This is a genomic window from Frateuria aurantia DSM 6220, from assembly GCF_000242255.2.
GTDB classification, from domain to species: domain Bacteria; phylum Pseudomonadota; class Gammaproteobacteria; order Xanthomonadales; family Rhodanobacteraceae; genus Frateuria; species Frateuria aurantia.
On sequence record NC_017033.1, the window covers coordinates 2,991,130 to 3,006,481 of the forward strand.

The window sequence follows — 15,352 nt, forward strand, 5'->3', positions numbered from 1 at the left end:
CTACGCTTGCAGCCGGCTTCAGGCGCCGAGCACCATCACCGCATCCACTTCGACCTGGGCGGCCTTGGGCAGCGCCGACACTTCGATCGTCGAGCGGGCCGGAAACGGAGCCTGGAAGTATTCGGTCATCACCGCGTTGACGGTGGCGAAATTGGCCAGATCGGTAACATAGATGCCGATCCGCACGAAATCGGAGAGCGTGCCGCCGGCGGCGGCGGCCACGGCCTGCAGGTTCCGGAAGACCTGATGCGTCTGGGCGGCGACATCGCCTTCGACCAGATTGCCGGTCGCCGGATCCAACGGAATCTGACCGGAAAAATAAACGGTCGAACCGGCCTTGACGGCCTGCGAATAGGGACCGATCGCCGCCGGTGCCTTGTCGGTGGAAATGATGCTGCGGCTCATAGAACTCTCTTGACGGATGAAAACCGGGCTCCAGTGTATCGTCTGGCTTCAGCCGGGGCCATCCACCCGCGGACCGGCATCCAGCACCAGTTCGTCCAGCGGCCGCATCGTCACCGCCACGCTCAGCTGATGCGCGCCGCCGCCGTGGATCATGCCCCGCAACGGCGAAACATCCGAAAAATCACGCCCCCAGCCCAGGGTGACGTGCTGGTTTCCGGGCATCAGATCGTTGGTCGGATCAAATGCCAGCCACTCATCCTCCGCCCCATCCGGACACCAGACCGAGACCCAGGCATGGGAAGCATCGGCTCCTACCAGTCGCGCCTGTCCCGCCGGCGGCGTGGTAAGGATGTATCCGCTGACGTAGCGCGCCGCCAGACCCAAGGAGCGCAGGCAGGCGATCATCAGATGGGCCAGATCCTGACAGACTCCGCGGCGACAGCGCAGCACATCGATGACAGGGGTGGCCACCGAAGTCGCGCCGGGCTGGAAGCGGATATCCCGATGAATCTTGTGATTGAGTGCCGATACGGCATCCAGCAATGGACGGCCGGATGGAAAACAATCGGCGGCATAAGCCGCGAAATCGCTCTTGATGCGTCCGAAGGGCGAGGCGAAGCGGAAGCGGGCCGCTTCCAGCACCGGCCCGTCAACCACCTCTTCACGCCGGAACTGCAGGCGCGCGGCAACCCTCTCCCAGTCCGGCGAGTTCAGCCGCGCGGTGCCGTCATCCACCACCACCACCATTCGCGAACGCACCCGAAGACTTTCGTGGGCCTCATGAAACTGCAGCAGAGTCAGCGGATTGCCGAAGCCATCGGACTGATCCAGGCGCAAGCTCGGCGGTGGCCAGATCTCCAGCGCCTGTTCCGACACCTGTTGCCAGGACAGCGCCCGAGGTATCAGATGCAACCGCTGCTGGGACAGGACCACCGGCGAATGGTAGATATACGTGGTGTCATGGGTGATCTCGTAGCGTCGTGGCATGGCCTTTTCCTCATGCCGCCAGCGTCTGATGACTGGCATCGGTGACATGGGTGAAATGGCGCATCGCCAATTGATCCGACAAGCGCCAGGCGATCAGCACGGCCTGATCCAGCAGCCCGGCCAGTTCCAGACAGCCACTGTCCGAGATCCTGTGCAAGCGATCCTGCTGGAAGCCGGCCAGGGTCCGTGCCTGCCGGTCCAGCTCAAGACATATCGGATCGTCGACCGGTCCTAGGGCGCCGGTCAACTGCCCCAGATGATCGCGCAGCTGGTGCAGCTGGAACAGCACCGCGCAGGGATTGTCCGTGTCAAACACGATCAGGTCGACCAAGGGCATCAGCTCGGCATGGGAGCGATAGCGGCTGCGGTAGGTGACCATGCTGTCAGCCACCTCCAGCATCCAGTCCATGGTGCCCCAGCCGGATTCGGTCCCCCGTCGCAGAAAGCGGGCACAGGCCGTGGCCAAAAAGCTGAGACGCTCCAGGTGGCGACCGATCATCAACAGCCGCCAGCCATGATCCCGGGTCATGCCGTCCATCGCGAAACCGGTCAGACCTGCGCAGAACGCCAGACTGCGATCCAGAAAATCCAGGGTCTGGCGCATGTCCATGCCCTCTTCGATATCCGCATCGGCCAGATCCTGGAGCTGTTGCAGCACCCTCCAGTTGTCCAGTGACAAGCGCTCACGGATCTGCATGGCGGTCCAGCCCAGGCGCTGAAGATGACTGGCCAGACTTTCCATCTGCTGTGTGTCGCGGACGGCCGAACACAGCAACCGCTCCATGCCGGCGGCATCCTGGCTCTCCGGCCGCAGAGGCAACAGCGACAGGGCCTGGCAGATATCGATGGCGGCTGCCCGGGCCCAGGGCGCCTGGTCACTGGCGTCATCAAAACGGGCCAGTGCGACCCGCAGCAGTCGGGCCATGTCGTTGCAGCGGGTGGTGTACCGGCCGAACCAGAACAGATTCTCGACGATGCGCGAGGACAGATTGGACGGATTGCGCTGCAGTTCACTGCCCGACATGGACAGGCCGGCAACGGATGCCGCTGCAGTGGCGTCGTCCGTCAGCATCCAGACGTCCTTGCTGCTGCCACTGATCGCCCGTCCCGGATGCAGCTCCGGTCCCGGTTCCGCCACCCGGGCCAGGCCACCAGGCATCACCATATATTCACCGTCATCCGTCGCCGCCGCATACAGCCGCAAACTGACCGGTCTCGATTCCAGCCCTCCCCGGACATTGACCAGCGGGGCCACCGAGGCGGCAAACCACTCTTCGGCGACATAGGCATGGGGGTGCCGGCGCAGGCTGTCGATCAGCACCAGACGTGCGTCGTGACTGAGTCCGCCGACCCATTCCGGACGATGGCTGGCCGAGGGATAAACCGGACGGATCAACATCCGGTCCAGATTCATCAGCACATGCTCCAGGGACGCCGGCTCGCCACACCACCAGCTGGGCGTGCTCTCCAGCAGCAAGGGCTCGCCCAGCAACTGCTGGCTGATCGCCGGCAGAAATGGCTTGCAGGCCGCCGATTCCACCACGCCGCTGCCTGGTGCATTGGCCAGCAATACCTGGCCGGCCCGTACGACCTGCAAAAGACCGGGCACGCCCAGCGTCGAGTCACCCCGCAATTCCAGCGGATCGCAGCAACTGTCATGCACGCGACGGACGATGCCGTGCACACGCTGCAGTCCGGTCAATGTTTTCAGATAGACCCGTTCACCGCGCACAGTGAGATCCTGCCCCTCGACCAGCGGAAAGCCCAGATAGCGGGCCAGAAAAGCATGCTCGAAATAGGCCTCGTTGTAGGGGCCGGGCGTCAGCAGCACCAGCAGTGGCGCCTCGCCGTCCGTCGGAGCCTGGGCTGCCAGCTGGCGGCGCAGGCCCCGGAAAAACTCCGCCAGCGGGCGCACCTGGTACTGGGCCAGCAACTCGGTCTGGGCACGGGACACGATCAGCCGGTTTTCCAGGGCGTAACCGGCACCGGAAGGAGTCTGGGTCCGGTCACCGGAAACCCGCCAGCGACCGGCGCCATCGCGGCGCAGATCGACCGCATAAAGATGCAGAAAACGCCCGCCCACCGGCTGCATCCCCTGGCTCGACCACACAAAATCAGGATGGCCGAATACCAGGGCCGGAGGCAGCAGACCCTGCTGCAGCATGGCCTGCGGGCCATACAGATCGGCCAGCAGGCGATCCAGCAGCTGCGCGCGCTGGGCGACCCCCGCAGCCAACTGGCTCCACTCCCCCGCATCCAGCAACCATGGCAGCGGATCCAGCGTCCAGGGGCGCCGGCTCCCTTGGCCGGCGGCCGAGAAATTGAAGCTCACACCGTTGTCGCGAACCTGGGTACGAATAAGCGCCTGCTGCTTCAACAGCTGTGCCGGCCCCGTCGTCTGCAGATGACGATGCAGCGGCTGCCAGTGCCGTCGTGGCTGCCCGGCATCGTCATACATTTCACTGTAGCCCCCTGCGGAATCTGTCACCAAGGTATCCACCGCCATCAACCTTTCGCTGCCATCGTCACTGCCCCTTACGCCGTGCCGACAGGCACGGCGGCAGGGACGCCCGCCCTTCCCGATCCTGTGCCTGGAGGTCGCGACCTGCCGAGTTATCCGCCGCCGCCGACCATGAGCCTCGGCATGACCGGCAACCGGCAACCGGCAACCGGCAACCGGCAACCGGCATGATAGCTCAGCCGACTCGCCCGGCATTCCATCCGGATCGCAGTACAAGTGCCCCATCCAGCGAGTCATGGTCCACGCCAGCGTGTATCTGCCATGACCAGGCGGGCCGGAGGTGAACCATGACAGGTCTGAATACGGACCGTCATGAAGCCATCCATCAGCTCTTGTACCAAGGATGCCGGCTGGACGGCAACCATCGCGCGACGGGTGCCGTATGGAGGGCTAGGGATCTTCACCCGCATCGGAAGTTGCCGCTCCCGGGCTTGCGCGCCAAGACCGAGAACATCAGCGCACGTACCTGCCCGGTAATTCGAATGCGCTGCCATCACAACGCGGCCGGCAAGCTTTCGATGGCCAGTCCCTGCACTCGCCCTGGCCGCATCATCCAGGATGCGACAACCAGGCGCCCCTCCACCCAGGTCATGCGACGGCGACGGCCGTCCTAGAGATCCTGATGGTATTGGACGTAAGGCGTACGTGACTGATCCTGAATCGCCGCCGCAGGGCCTCCGGGCCCCGGCACAGCTCCGGTCTGAGTCCCCGTGCTCCACAGGTTGTGTGCCCCGATGCTGATCTGGCCCTGCCAGGGCAGACGCCAGGTCACCCCGAAATCCAGACTGCTCCAACGTCGGTCCAGTGCATAAGGCATGCTCGCGGCGCCGGCATCCAGCGGCTGGACCATGCGCCCGACCAGCACGCCGCTGACCTGGCCATGCTGGACCCCGACACTCAAGGCCTTCTGGCCCAAACCACCACTCCCCAGCGCCGAGCCCGGCAGCAGATCGATCCGGCCCACGCTGGCGCCAATCCGCAGGCTGTCCTGCCCGCTCAGCATCAGACGCCCCATGGCATTGAATTCGGTGCTGCCACCATAACCCGCATAAGGCAGTCCCACGGCCGCGCCCGGCAATACCCGCGGCAAGCTGCTGGCACGCCCGGACAACGAGGCAGCCCCTATGCTGAAGCCCAGGCTGTAACGCCCCCGCCACAGATTGGCACCCAACTCGCTCTCGGTGACCGGCACGGTATTGTCGACCCAGTTGTGCCGGATCACGCTGGCCTGGGCCTGGATATGCGGCGCCAGACTGAACTGCAGCCGGGTTTGCGCACTCGGCGCCGCCGCGATCATGCCGAACGGCAGGTTGCCGCCTGAGGCAAGGCTTTCGGCCGGACTCAGCGACTGACTGTTGAACTGCCACGAGCTGCCCGCGAGCCCGAGACCCGGCTGCCACGACGCTTGCGCCGCCGTGCCCTGCTCGCGCAGCAATTCAAGCTGCTGCTGCGGATCGACGCCCAGCAGCGATTGCCCGGCAAGCGCCAGCGGAAAGAGCAGACCAGCAATGGCTAGCAATCGACGCATAGGTGACGGCGGCCGGACCCGTGGCAAGACCTGAGCTGAAAAGCGGAAGATGCAGCATACATCATTTTACATTTTCCTAACGCACTGCGGCCACAGACATCACCTATTTGGCCGGACATGCAGCAGGAGGCACTTCCATGACTACAGGCTTAACAAAATTCCCATGACAGACGCAATCGGAGCGTTTATAAAGGTGAAGAACGTTAACTACTCCTTCGCACGAGCCCCCAGTTTGTTGCCATGATGACTTCCCGTCTCGCAGGTCGTAACACCAGGGACCGCGACCAAACCGGTGTGGAAATAGGCCGTCATATCGACCGTCTGGAAAGCGTGACCGACCTTAGAGAGGTTGTGGACATCTGCGCCGATCTGCTGACGGACTGGGATATCGATGCCGAGCTGACCTGGTCGACAGGCGATGAACCACATCCGCGAAATGGCGATGACCTGCTGTTGCTGCAGACTCCTGACGGCCATCGGAGCCTGCTGCTGAGGCCACATCCCGACCGCCCGCTGGATGCCCTGGCTCAAAGCCGGCTGCAGTGGCTGGGGCGGCATGTCGAACGTCGGCTGGACAGGGCCGAGGAAATGGCTCATCTACGCCGGACCAACCAGCAGCTGCAAGATTCCGAATCCCTGCTGAAGGCCTTGTACGCCATCGCCGAGCTCAGCAACAGCCGGCGCAGTCTGGCCGAGCTGATGGCCGAGATGCATGCCATCATCGGTCGCCTGATCTATGCGGAAAACATCTATTTCGTGGTCTGCGACCCCGATCAGCCACGGGTCCGCTATGCCTATTATGTCGATGCGCTGGATCCTGTTCTGCCTGATCCCGAGGAATGGGTGGAGCTGGCCGCGATCGAAGGCAGCCTGACCTGGCATCTGCTGCACGGCGGACGCCCCATGATGGGTACCGTCGAGGACATCGAATCCCAGCTCTCCGCCCCGCTGCGTCCGATCGGAACCTTGTGCAGCCACTGGCTGGGCGTTCCCTTGCTGCGCGAAGGCGTGGTCGTAGGGGGATTGGCCCTGCAGAGCTACGGCGAAATGCGCTTCAGGGAAGCCGACCGCGATCTTGCAGTCTATGTCGCCCAGCATCTGCAGCCGGTACTGGAACGGCATCAGACCCGTGCCATGCTGGAAAGGCGGGTGATCGAACGGACGACTGCCCTGCAGGAGGCCAATGCCATCCTGCGGCAACAAGTGCTGCAGCGCCAGCGAGGCGAACAGTTGCAGGCGGCGCTGTTCCGGATCGCCGAACTGGCCAATCTGTCCGACAGTCTGGAAAACATCTACCCCGCCATTCACCGGGTGATCGGCGGGCTGCTGTATGCGCGCAATTTCTATATCGCCTTGCTGGACCAGCAGGAACAGATTCTCACTTTCCCTTACGCCGTCGATGAATACGCCAGCTACCATCCTGCGCGCCCTCATGCCTACGGCCTGACCGAGTCCATTCTGAAGTCGGGCAAGGCCCGCTTGTTCAGCCGGGCCCAGATCGAGCAGATGCAGGAGGCCGGCGAGATCGTCTATGAAGGCGCCATTCCACTGTCGTGGCTGGGCGTGCCCCTGGCCTCCGAGCACGGGGTGATCGGCGTACTGGCAGTCAAGAGCTACCGACCCGAACATAGCTACGACACCCGCGATCAGGATCTGCTGACCTTTGTCAGCTACCACATCGTCAACGCCCTGCAGCGCAAGGACAGTGCCGACTCGCTGCGCCGCGCCTATGCCAATCTGGAACAGCGGGTCACCGAGCGCACCCATGCGCTGGCCATGGCCAATCGCGACCTGCGCCTGCAGATCGTCGAGCGCGAACGCATCGAGCAGCGTCTCAAGCATGAGGCCTTGCATGACTCGCTGACCGGCCTGCCCAATCGCACCTTCATGCTGCAACGTCTGGAACAGGCCTTGTACCGGTATCGTCAGGACCACGACAAGATGTTCGCCGTGCTGTTTGTCGACCTGGACCGCTTCAAGGTGATCAATGATTCGGTCGGCCATCTGGTCGGTGATGACCTGCTGCTTCAGGTCGGCGGCCGCCTGCGCTCGGGCTTGAAGGCCAGTGACGTGGTGGCCCGTCTGGGCGGTGACGAATTCGCGGTGCTGGTCGAGGACATCGGTGGCCAGCGCGTGGCCGTCGATATCGCGGAGCGTCTGATCGACAGCCTGCGCACGCCTTTCCACCTCGACGGCAAGGAAGTGTTTACCTCGGCCTCCATCGGCATCGCCCTGCCCACCCCGCACTACACCCGCCCCGAGGAATTGCTGCGCGATGCCGATACCGCCATGTATCGCGCCAAGCACGAAGGCAAGCAGCGCGCCGCCGTATTCGACGAGCGTCTGCGCCAGGAAGCCATGTCTCTGCTGGATCTGGAAAACGATCTGCGCCGGGCCTTGGCACGCAACGAGTTCGTCCCCGTCTATCAGCCGCTGGTCAATCTGCAAAGCGGCGAGATCGTCGGCTACGAGGCCTTGCTGCGCTGGCAGCATCCCGAGCGCGGTCTGCTGCTGCCGCGTGATTTTCTGCAGGTCGCCGGCGAAAACGGCACCGCCGAACCGATCGACTGGCAGATTTTCGAGAAGGTCTTTGCCGATGCCGCCGAGCTGACCCGCTGCGGGCGCTATGTCAGCATCAACGTGTCGGCCTCGAACTTCCTGTCCCCGGATCTGGACAAGGTGCTGCTGGCCCTGATCGCCCAATACCAGATCGATACGCGTTCACTGCGGATCGAGGTCACCGAAGGGACCCTGCTTGAAAATCCTCCGCAGGTGAAACAGATCCTGGACAGTCTGCGTCAGCACGGGCTGGTGATCGCGCTGGATGACTTCGGCACCGGCTATTCCTCGCTGAGCTATCTGCAACGCTATCCGATCTCGACCCTGAAGATCGACGGTACCTTCATCGCCGAACTGACCGAGTCAGGCGATCAGCAGAATCTGTCGATCATCCAGGCGATTCTGGCCATGGCCAGGACCTTGCACATGGATGTCGTCGCCGAATGCATCGAAACCGAGGAGCAGCACCGCATCCTGCAACAGCTTGGTTGCGGCTACGGCCAGGGCTTCCTGTTTTCCAGGGCCCAGCCGCTTGAACACTGGCTGGCGCTGGATGCCGCCGCCGCGGAGGCGGCCGGAGCCATCGCGGCCTCAGACTGAGCATGCGGCACGGCATCGGCCATCGCCGCATGCCGCCGCCGTCATGGCAAGGGCCGCGTCAGACGCGGCCCTTGTCGATGCATCCGGTCCTGCGCGTACTTATTGCACGCCGGGATGCACCTCGGCCGGCAGGTCAGCAGTCAGCAGATGCTCGGCATCCACTCGATCAAAGGTGTAACGCTCGGCGCAGAACTCGCAGATCACCTCGATCTCGCCATCCCGCACCGCAAGTGCCGCCTCCACTTCCTCCCGGCCCAGCGAACGCAGCATGCGCTGTACCCGCTCCCGGCTGCAGCTGCAACCGAAGCGCAGCGGTCTGGCCTCGAACACTTGCACCTGCTCTTCGTGGAAGAGCCGGTGCAGCAGCACTTCAGGCGCCACCGAGAGCGCTTCCTCATCGCCCAGCGTGGCCATCAGATGCCGGACGCGATCCCAGCCATCCTCATCCACTTCAACCTCATGACCGCCATGACCTGGCATCCGCTGCAGCATCAGCCCCACCGCGTGCTCACCGTCCGCCGCCAGCAGCAGCTTGGCCGGCAACTGCTCGGATTGGGCAAAGTAGGCTTCCAGCGCCGGCCCGAGTCCGGCCTGCTCCAGTCCCACCAGGCCCTGGTAGCGCTGACCGCGATCGATATTGCCGATGGTGATCGCCATGAGCGCGCCGTCCAGCTGATTCAACGCCAGGGGCTCGGGCAAGTCGCCCTGCCAGCGAGCCAGCCCGCGCATGCGGCCCTGCTCGGTGCATTCGGCAAACAGCAGCCGCAACGGCCCGTTGGTCTTCAGCTCCAGCGACAACTCGCCCTCCAGCTTGATATTGCCAGTCAGCAAGGCACTGGCAGCCATGCTCTGGCCCAGCAGCTGGCGCAGCGGCGCAGGATATTCGGCACGAGCCGCGATCTCCTGCCATACCGGTCCCAAGCGCACCAGCACACCGCGAACGCCGGCACGCTCCAAGACGAATCGGTGCAAAACATCGTCAGCCAAGCTCGTATCCATCACCACCACCCTGAAAATTCACTGCCCCTGAAGTGGGGGCGCGAAACGCCCATGCAATAGCCCCACCGATGCGGGATCCGTCACCATCTTCGATCGCCTTCCTTCAGCCTGCGCCGCCTATACTGCCCCGCTCATCCCCGCAATGCTCCCGCCATGGCCCGGAACCGCAAGTCCCCGAGACAATATCTGAAAGCCCTGGCACTGCTGCCGCTCGGCTTCGTCCTGCTCAGCGTGCTGCTGGTGCTGAGCCTGCGTTTCGTGCCGCCGCCGAGTTCGGCCGTCATCATGGAACAGCATATCGACCACTGGCGGCACCCTGACGCGACGGCGGTGCGGCCTCGACACTGGGTCTCGATGCGCGAGGTCAGTCCCCAGCTGCCGCTGGCCCTGGTCGCCGCCGAAGACCAGCGGTTTCCCTACCATCACGGCTTCGACTTCGACTCCATCAACAAGGCTCTGCAGGCCGCCAATGACGGCAAGCGTCTGCGCGGGGCCAGCACCATCAGCCAGCAGACCGCCAAAAACCTGTTCCTGTGGGACGGCCGCAGCTATGTCCGCAAAGGTCTGGAAGCCTGGTTCACGGTATTGATCGAGACCTTGTGGACCAAGCAGCGAATTCTCGAGGTATATATGAACATCGCCCAGTTCGGTGACGGCATCTATGGCGTCGAAGCCGCCAGTCGTGATTTCTATCATCGTGCCCCGGCGAGTCTGGACATGGCCCAGGCCGCCCGTCTGGCCGCGGTGCTGCCCAACCCGGTGCGATTCAAGGTCGATCACCCCAGCGTCTATGTCGAGCAGCGCGTCGCCTGGATCCAGCAGCAGATGCGACAGCTGGGCGGACCAGCCTACCTGCCCTTTCTGCGCCGACGCTGAGCGCAGCAAGGGCAGGCCTCGCTCAAAAGCTTTCGGCCTGAGCGGCCACCGCGGTGGCCATGCTGGGTGCCAGAGGCAGCCGCGGTGCCATGGTCGCCTGCCAGGCGTGATACAGATCGGCCTTGCCGGGATAGATGTCCGCCGACAACTGCTGATCGGCATCCAGCTCCTGCTTCCAGCTGCCGTGCTCGCGATCGATCATATGACGATCGACGTAGTTCCAGATATCGCGATACCACTGCTGGTACACCGGCTGTCCCGTCCGCTGCCACAGACTGGCCGCGGCCACCAGCGCCTCGGCCTGACACCAGTGGGGCCGGTTGTGCACGACCGGTTCCAGATCCCAGTCCACGGTATAGAGCATGCCTGGCGAGCCGTCGGCGCCCCAGCCGCAGCGCATGCCGGTTTCGAACAGCTGACGGGCATCGTCCAGCAGCCAGTCCGGCGCCTCGCCCGACTCCCGCAGCAGGGCGGCCTCCAGCTTCAGCAGCAGATGCGACCACTCCACGAAATGGCCGGGCGTCATGCCATAAGGACGCAAGTCGTCGGTCGGTCGATCCTTGTGGTAGTCCGGCAGCAGCTGCCATGCCGGATCGAAGTGCTCGGCCACCGCGTGGCCCCGCTTGCCGGCCTCGGTATGGATGATCCGCTCCACCACACGCAGGGCGCGCCGGCGCCAGACCGGATCGCCGGTGACATCGGCCAGCGCCAGACAGCTTTCCACCGAATGCATATTGGCATTGGCGCCGCGATAGGCTTCCAGATCGCTCCAGTCCAGCGCGAAGCTTTCAAGAAACACGCCTTCGTCCTGATCCCAGAAACGGGTGGCCAGCACCTCGGTAGCCAGCTCCAGCAGCAGATCCGCCTGCTCGATGCCGGCCACCACGGCCGATGAGGCCGCCAGCCCGACAAAGGCATGCAGATAGGCCTGCTTGCGCCCGCCCTTTTGCTCGGCCGCCTGCTGGCTTTCATGCCAGCCGCCATGATCGGCGTCTCGCAACGGCCCCAGCAAGGCATGCACCCCATGGGCTGCCAAGGGCGCGCAGCCCGGCAGTCCACGCAGCGCCGCAATGGCATAACAATGCGTCATCCGCGCGGTGAGAATGGTATCGGCCCCGGCATCCTCGCTCAGCCGGCCATGGCCGTCCAGGGCCGCAAAGCCCTGGGGCACGGCGGCCTGCTTGGAAAAATCCAGCAAGCGCTGGCCCTGGACATCCAGCCAGTCCCGATGGGCCCGGCTGCGCAGCCAGTCGCCCCGCAGCAAGGTGGTCTCCCGGCCATGCTCAGCCATTGATGATCATCCCGCCGTTGACATGGAGAGTCTGACCGGTGACATAGGAACCATCCGCGCTGGCCAGATAGACATAGGCCGGTCCCAGCTCGCTGGGCTGGCCGATCCGGCCCAGCGGCGTATCCCTGCCCATGTCGGCCACCGCCTGCGGGTCATACGGACCGAAACCGGCCGGCTGGATGGGCGTCCATATCGGGCCCGGGGCCACGGCATTCACCCGAATGCCCTGATCCGCCAGCTGCAAGGCCAGGGCGCGGGTAAAGCCGGCCTCGGCCGCCTTGGTCGCACTGTAGGCGACCAGGAACTTGTTGCCGGCGAATGCATTGATCGATGAGGTATTGATGATCGAGGCACCTGACTTCAGATGCGGCAGCGCGGCTCTGGCGATATAAAAATAGCCGTGCACGTTTACCGCGAAATGCCGTTCCCACTCGGCGTCGTCGATATCGGTCAGACGCTCCCGCACCACCTGGATGCCGGCATTGTTGACCACGATGTCCAGACCGCCGAACTCGGCCACGGTGGCGGCCACCGCCTCGTTGCAGAAAGCGCTGGAGGCGACATCGCCGGAGATCAGGATCACCTTGGCTCCCTCGGCCTCGACCAGGCGCCGGGCCTCCTCGGCATCCTCATGCTCGTCCAGATACACGATCGCGATGTTCGCCCCTTCCCGGGCGTAGTGCAAAGCCACCGATCGACCGATACCGCTGTCGCCGCCGGTAATCAGCGCCGTCTTTCCGCTCAGCTTTCCACTGCCCTTGTAGTCGGCGCGGATATGTTCGGCAGGCGGCTTCAGCAGGGATTCCAGTCCGGGCTGGCGATCCTGGCTCTGGGGGGGGATGGAAACAGTCATGCAATGTCCTCCGGTCGATGGCAACGGGAAACATGGCTCGGGCAACAAGGCATCCACATCGGGGGCCCGGCCTGACGATGGTGCTCCGCCGCAAGCCGCGACGAATGCACCGCGTACCGACCGGGGCGGCCTGCTGGCAACACCCGGTATGTCGGTGACGGATTCAAACTAACCCGTCCACTTGCCTCGATTCAACTGAGCCAGGCCGCCGTTTGCATGACCACAGGCCACCCCGCCATCCCGTCGGAGACGCGCAAACCGCATCACGGCGCGCGATATGGGCGCTGCCCGCCGGCCTGAACCGCATGCAAATGCCGGGTCAGAGCCGGCCATCCGCATCACCGTTGCCCGCCTCCTGCAGGCACCGCTCCGTCCAGCCGCATCCCCCCTCCCGGACCCGCCGTCGCGCCAGCAGCCCTGGCTCTTGATAGGATAGACATTCCGTCCCTGGCGTCCCGGCCCATGCTGACCATCGTCGCCCCGCTGTACAACGAATCGGCCGTGCTGGACAGCTTCTGCCAGCGCCTGCTGCCGGTGCTGGATCAACTGCAGGAACAGACCCGTGTGCTGTTTGTCGATGACGGCAGTCAGGATGGCAGCTGGCAGCTGGTCATGCGGCTGGCCGCGAGTGACAGCCGCATCGGCGGACTGCGGCTGTCCCGCAACTTCGGCAAGGAAGCGGCACTGACCGCCGGGCTGGATCATGTCCGCCAGGGCGCCGCGATCGTGATCGACACCGACCTGCAGGATCCGCCCGAACTGATTCCGCAACTGGTCGAGCAATGGGCCCAGGGCTATGACGTGGTCTATGCCACCCGCCGCAACCGGCTGGGCGAAACCTGGCTGAAGAAAACCACGGCGCTGGGCTTCTATCGGGTCATGGCTCGTCTGTCGGATCTGGCGGTACCGCAGAACACCGGCGATTTTCGACTGCTCTCGCGCCGGTCACTGGATGCTCTGCAGCAATTGCGCGAGCGCCAACGCTATATGAAAGGTCTGTTCAGCTGGATCGGCTTTCGGCAGACCGCAGTCCAGTTCGATCGCGATCCACGCATCGGGGGCCGCAGCAAATGGAATTACTGGCGCCTGCTCAAACTGGCCGTCGAGGGCATCACCTCGTTCTCCACCGCCCCCTTGCAACTGGCCACCTGGGTGGGTCTGGGATCGGCCGCGCTGGCCTTTGTCTATGGCAGCTGGGTGCTGGGTCGCGCCCTGCTCTTCGGTGATGTGGTCCGCGGCTATCCCTCGCTGATGGTCGTCATCCTGTTTCTGGGCGGGGTGCAGTTGCTGGCCCTGGGCGTGATCGGCGAATACCTGGGCCGAAACTACGCGGAAACCAAGCAGCGGCCTCTGTATTTCGTGGATGCCAGCATCGGTGTGCCGGTCCCATCGGCGGCCGATCCGGTGATGTCAGCCACCGATACACCGTCTCAGTCCTGAGGCCGCTCCTCCACCGGCAGCAGATCCCTTGCATGTCCTGCACGCCAGGCCGTGAATGCCCCGGCCACCGCCACCAGACTGCCCAGCAAGGCGACACCCGCCATGCCCACTCCGGCCTGGGTCAGTGCCTTGATGCCGCTGCTGATGCCGAGATCACCGATGCGCCAGACCGTGGTCTCGATGAAATTCTTGCTCTTGTAACGGTCCTCGCGGGAGGTGCGGGTATACAGCGAGTCCGAAGCCGGCTTGGTCATGCCATACATCATCGAGCGGGTCGCCACCATCAATACCGCCGGCGGCACCACAGCCATGCCGGCCACCCAGAAGGGCGAGATGCCGGTCATCGCGATGCCCAGCAACAGCACCGCGTTGATCATCGCCGGAATCATCAGCCCCCAGACGGCACCGAAACGCACCAGCAGCCAGCGACTGATCGACAACTGCATCACCGCACCGATCAGATTGATCGCCAGATCCAGATGCGAATAGAACGCCACCCGGTCATCCAGCACCGGCAGGTGGTGCTTGGCATAATCGGCCAGCATCACATAAGCCAGGGTGCCCACCGCATCGCCGAACAGCATCAGCAAGGTGATGTTGCGCAGAAACGGACTGCTGAACGTATGGCTGACACCTGCCCATATCGAGCCGCCCATCGAGGCCCCGCTCCCGCTGCCACGGTTGCGCTCGACCACATCCATGCGCCGCAGAATCAGCAAGGCGCCACTCAAGGCCATGGCCGAGATCACCAGCAGCGGTGGCACGCCCAGCCAGTACACCAGCCGACCGGACAGCCATGGTCCCAGCACGGCCCCGCCCATCCCGCCAAAGGCGATCAGCGGGAAATGGGCAGCGGCCTCGGCGCTGGAAAACACATCGGCCATGAAACTCCAGAACAAGGCCACCACAAACAGATTGAACACGCTGGTCCAGACAAAAAACACCAGACCCACCGTCGCCATGCTCTGCCCGCCCTGCAGACCGAAGCAGGGAATAAAGCCGAGCAGGCACAGGCTGAAAAAACCGTAGCTGAGCGTCAGCAGAAGACGCCGTGAATAGCGGGTCACCAGCCAGCCGAACAAGGGGGTCAGCAGCAGCATCACCAGCAAGGTGCAGCCGAAATACCGAGGCAGCGAGGCCGATCCGGCTGCACCGCTGAACTGGTCACGCACTGGTCGTATGATGTAATAAGCCGTCATCAGCAGGAAAAAGCCGGCCGCTGCCAGCGCTGGACGACGTGCATGCATGTCACTGCGGGAAAATATGCTCACCGGATCCATCCAGGCCGAAGAG

11 protein-coding genes are annotated in these 15,352 nt (G+C 64.0%); 3 read left to right on the forward strand and 8 right to left on the reverse strand.

Annotated elements, in window-relative coordinates:
* Positions 1 to 18 precede the first annotated feature (18 nt).
* The 4 genes from FRAAU_RS13790 to FRAAU_RS13805 form a co-directional block, all read right to left on the reverse strand.
* On the reverse strand, positions 19 to 405 hold the full coding sequence (locus tag FRAAU_RS13790) for a RidA family protein (RefSeq protein WP_014404128.1): 387 nt from the start codon (positions 403 to 405) through the stop codon (positions 19 to 21).
* A 48-nt stretch (positions 406 to 453) separates the two neighbouring features.
* Entirely contained in the window at positions 454 to 1,392 is a 939-nt protein-coding gene (locus FRAAU_RS13795) for a transglutaminase family protein (protein WP_014404129.1), read from the reverse strand.
* Between the two features lie 10 nt (positions 1,393 to 1,402).
* Positions 1,403 to 3,880 (reverse strand): circularly permuted type 2 ATP-grasp protein, encoded by a 2,478-nt coding sequence (locus tag FRAAU_RS13800; protein ID WP_217176229.1) that lies wholly within the window; start codon positions 3,878 to 3,880, stop codon positions 1,403 to 1,405.
* A 643-nt stretch (positions 3,881 to 4,523) separates the two neighbouring features.
* A complete protein-coding gene (locus FRAAU_RS13805; protein ID WP_014404132.1) occupies positions 4,524 to 5,441 on the reverse strand; it encodes a hypothetical protein in 918 nt (305 codons plus the stop codon).
* 294 nt (positions 5,442 to 5,735) lie between these two features.
* Between FRAAU_RS13805 and FRAAU_RS13810 the strand changes: the two genes are divergently transcribed.
* Positions 5,736 to 8,600, forward strand: coding sequence for a bifunctional diguanylate cyclase/phosphodiesterase (locus FRAAU_RS13810; RefSeq protein ID WP_245546395.1), 2,865 nt, complete (start codon positions 5,736 to 5,738; stop codon positions 8,598 to 8,600).
* 99 nt (positions 8,601 to 8,699) lie between these two features.
* Here the strand turns inward: FRAAU_RS13810 and hslO are convergent, their stop codons facing one another.
* Complete coding sequence (hslO, locus tag FRAAU_RS13815) at positions 8,700 to 9,599, reverse strand: Hsp33 family molecular chaperone HslO (RefSeq protein ID WP_014404134.1); 900 nt, start codon at positions 9,597 to 9,599, stop codon at positions 8,700 to 8,702.
* A gap of 153 nt (positions 9,600 to 9,752) precedes the next feature.
* Here hslO and mtgA point away from each other — a divergent pair, with 153 nt between their 5' ends.
* Complete coding sequence (gene mtgA / locus FRAAU_RS13820) at positions 9,753 to 10,475, forward strand: monofunctional biosynthetic peptidoglycan transglycosylase (RefSeq protein WP_014404135.1); 723 nt, start codon at positions 9,753 to 9,755, stop codon at positions 10,473 to 10,475.
* A gap of 22 nt (positions 10,476 to 10,497) precedes the next feature.
* On the opposite strand, the gene FRAAU_RS13825 is transcribed toward mtgA, so the two are convergent.
* Both FRAAU_RS13825 and FRAAU_RS13830 read right to left on the reverse strand, forming a co-directional pair.
* Entirely contained in the window at positions 10,498 to 11,766 is a 1,269-nt protein-coding gene (locus FRAAU_RS13825; protein WP_014404136.1) for a D-mannose isomerase, read from the reverse strand.
* On the reverse strand, positions 11,759 to 12,619 hold the full coding sequence (locus FRAAU_RS13830) for a glucose 1-dehydrogenase (RefSeq protein ID WP_014404137.1): 861 nt from the start codon (positions 12,617 to 12,619) through the stop codon (positions 11,759 to 11,761). The genes FRAAU_RS13825 and FRAAU_RS13830 overlap by 8 nt, the downstream gene beginning before the upstream one ends.
* Positions 12,620 to 13,081: 462 nt before the next feature.
* Here FRAAU_RS13830 and FRAAU_RS13835 point away from each other — a divergent pair, with 462 nt between their 5' ends.
* On the forward strand, positions 13,082 to 14,059 hold the full coding sequence (locus tag FRAAU_RS13835) for a glycosyltransferase family 2 protein (RefSeq protein ID WP_014404138.1): 978 nt from the start codon (positions 13,082 to 13,084) through the stop codon (positions 14,057 to 14,059).
* On the opposite strand, the gene FRAAU_RS13840 is transcribed toward FRAAU_RS13835, so the two are convergent.
* Positions 14,050 to 15,339 carry an NTP/NDP exchange transporter gene (locus FRAAU_RS13840; RefSeq protein ID WP_014404139.1) on the reverse strand — a complete coding sequence of 430 codons (1,290 nt, stop codon included), beginning with the start codon at positions 15,337 to 15,339 and terminating at the stop codon, positions 14,050 to 14,052. The genes FRAAU_RS13835 and FRAAU_RS13840 overlap by 10 nt on opposite strands.
* Between the last annotated feature and the right edge of the window lie 13 nt (positions 15,340 to 15,352).

Coding starts and splice junctions, on each gene's coding strand:
- FRAAU_RS13790 (WP_014404128.1), bottom strand. CDS start 405: ATGAGCCGCAGCATCATTTCCACCGACAAGGCACCGGCGGCGATCGGT.
- FRAAU_RS13795 (WP_014404129.1), bottom strand. CDS start 1,392: ATGCCACGACGCTACGAGATCACCCATGACACCACGTATATCTACCAT.
- FRAAU_RS13805 (WP_014404132.1), bottom strand. CDS start 5,441: ATGCGTCGATTGCTAGCCATTGCTGGTCTGCTCTTTCCGCTGGCGCTT.
- hslO (WP_014404134.1), bottom strand. CDS start 9,599: ATGGATACGAGCTTGGCTGACGATGTTTTGCACCGATTCGTCTTGGAG.
- mtgA (WP_014404135.1), top strand. CDS start 9,753: ATGGCCCGGAACCGCAAGTCCCCGAGACAATATCTGAAAGCCCTGGCA.
- FRAAU_RS13825 (WP_014404136.1), bottom strand. CDS start 11,766: ATGGCTGAGCATGGCCGGGAGACCACCTTGCTGCGGGGCGACTGGCTG.
- FRAAU_RS13830 (WP_014404137.1), bottom strand. CDS start 12,619: ATGACTGTTTCCATCCCCCCCCAGAGCCAGGATCGCCAGCCCGGACTG.
- FRAAU_RS13835 (WP_014404138.1), top strand. CDS start 13,082: ATGCTGACCATCGTCGCCCCGCTGTACAACGAATCGGCCGTGCTGGAC.
- FRAAU_RS13840 (WP_014404139.1), bottom strand. CDS start 15,339: ATGGATCCGGTGAGCATATTTTCCCGCAGTGACATGCATGCACGTCGT.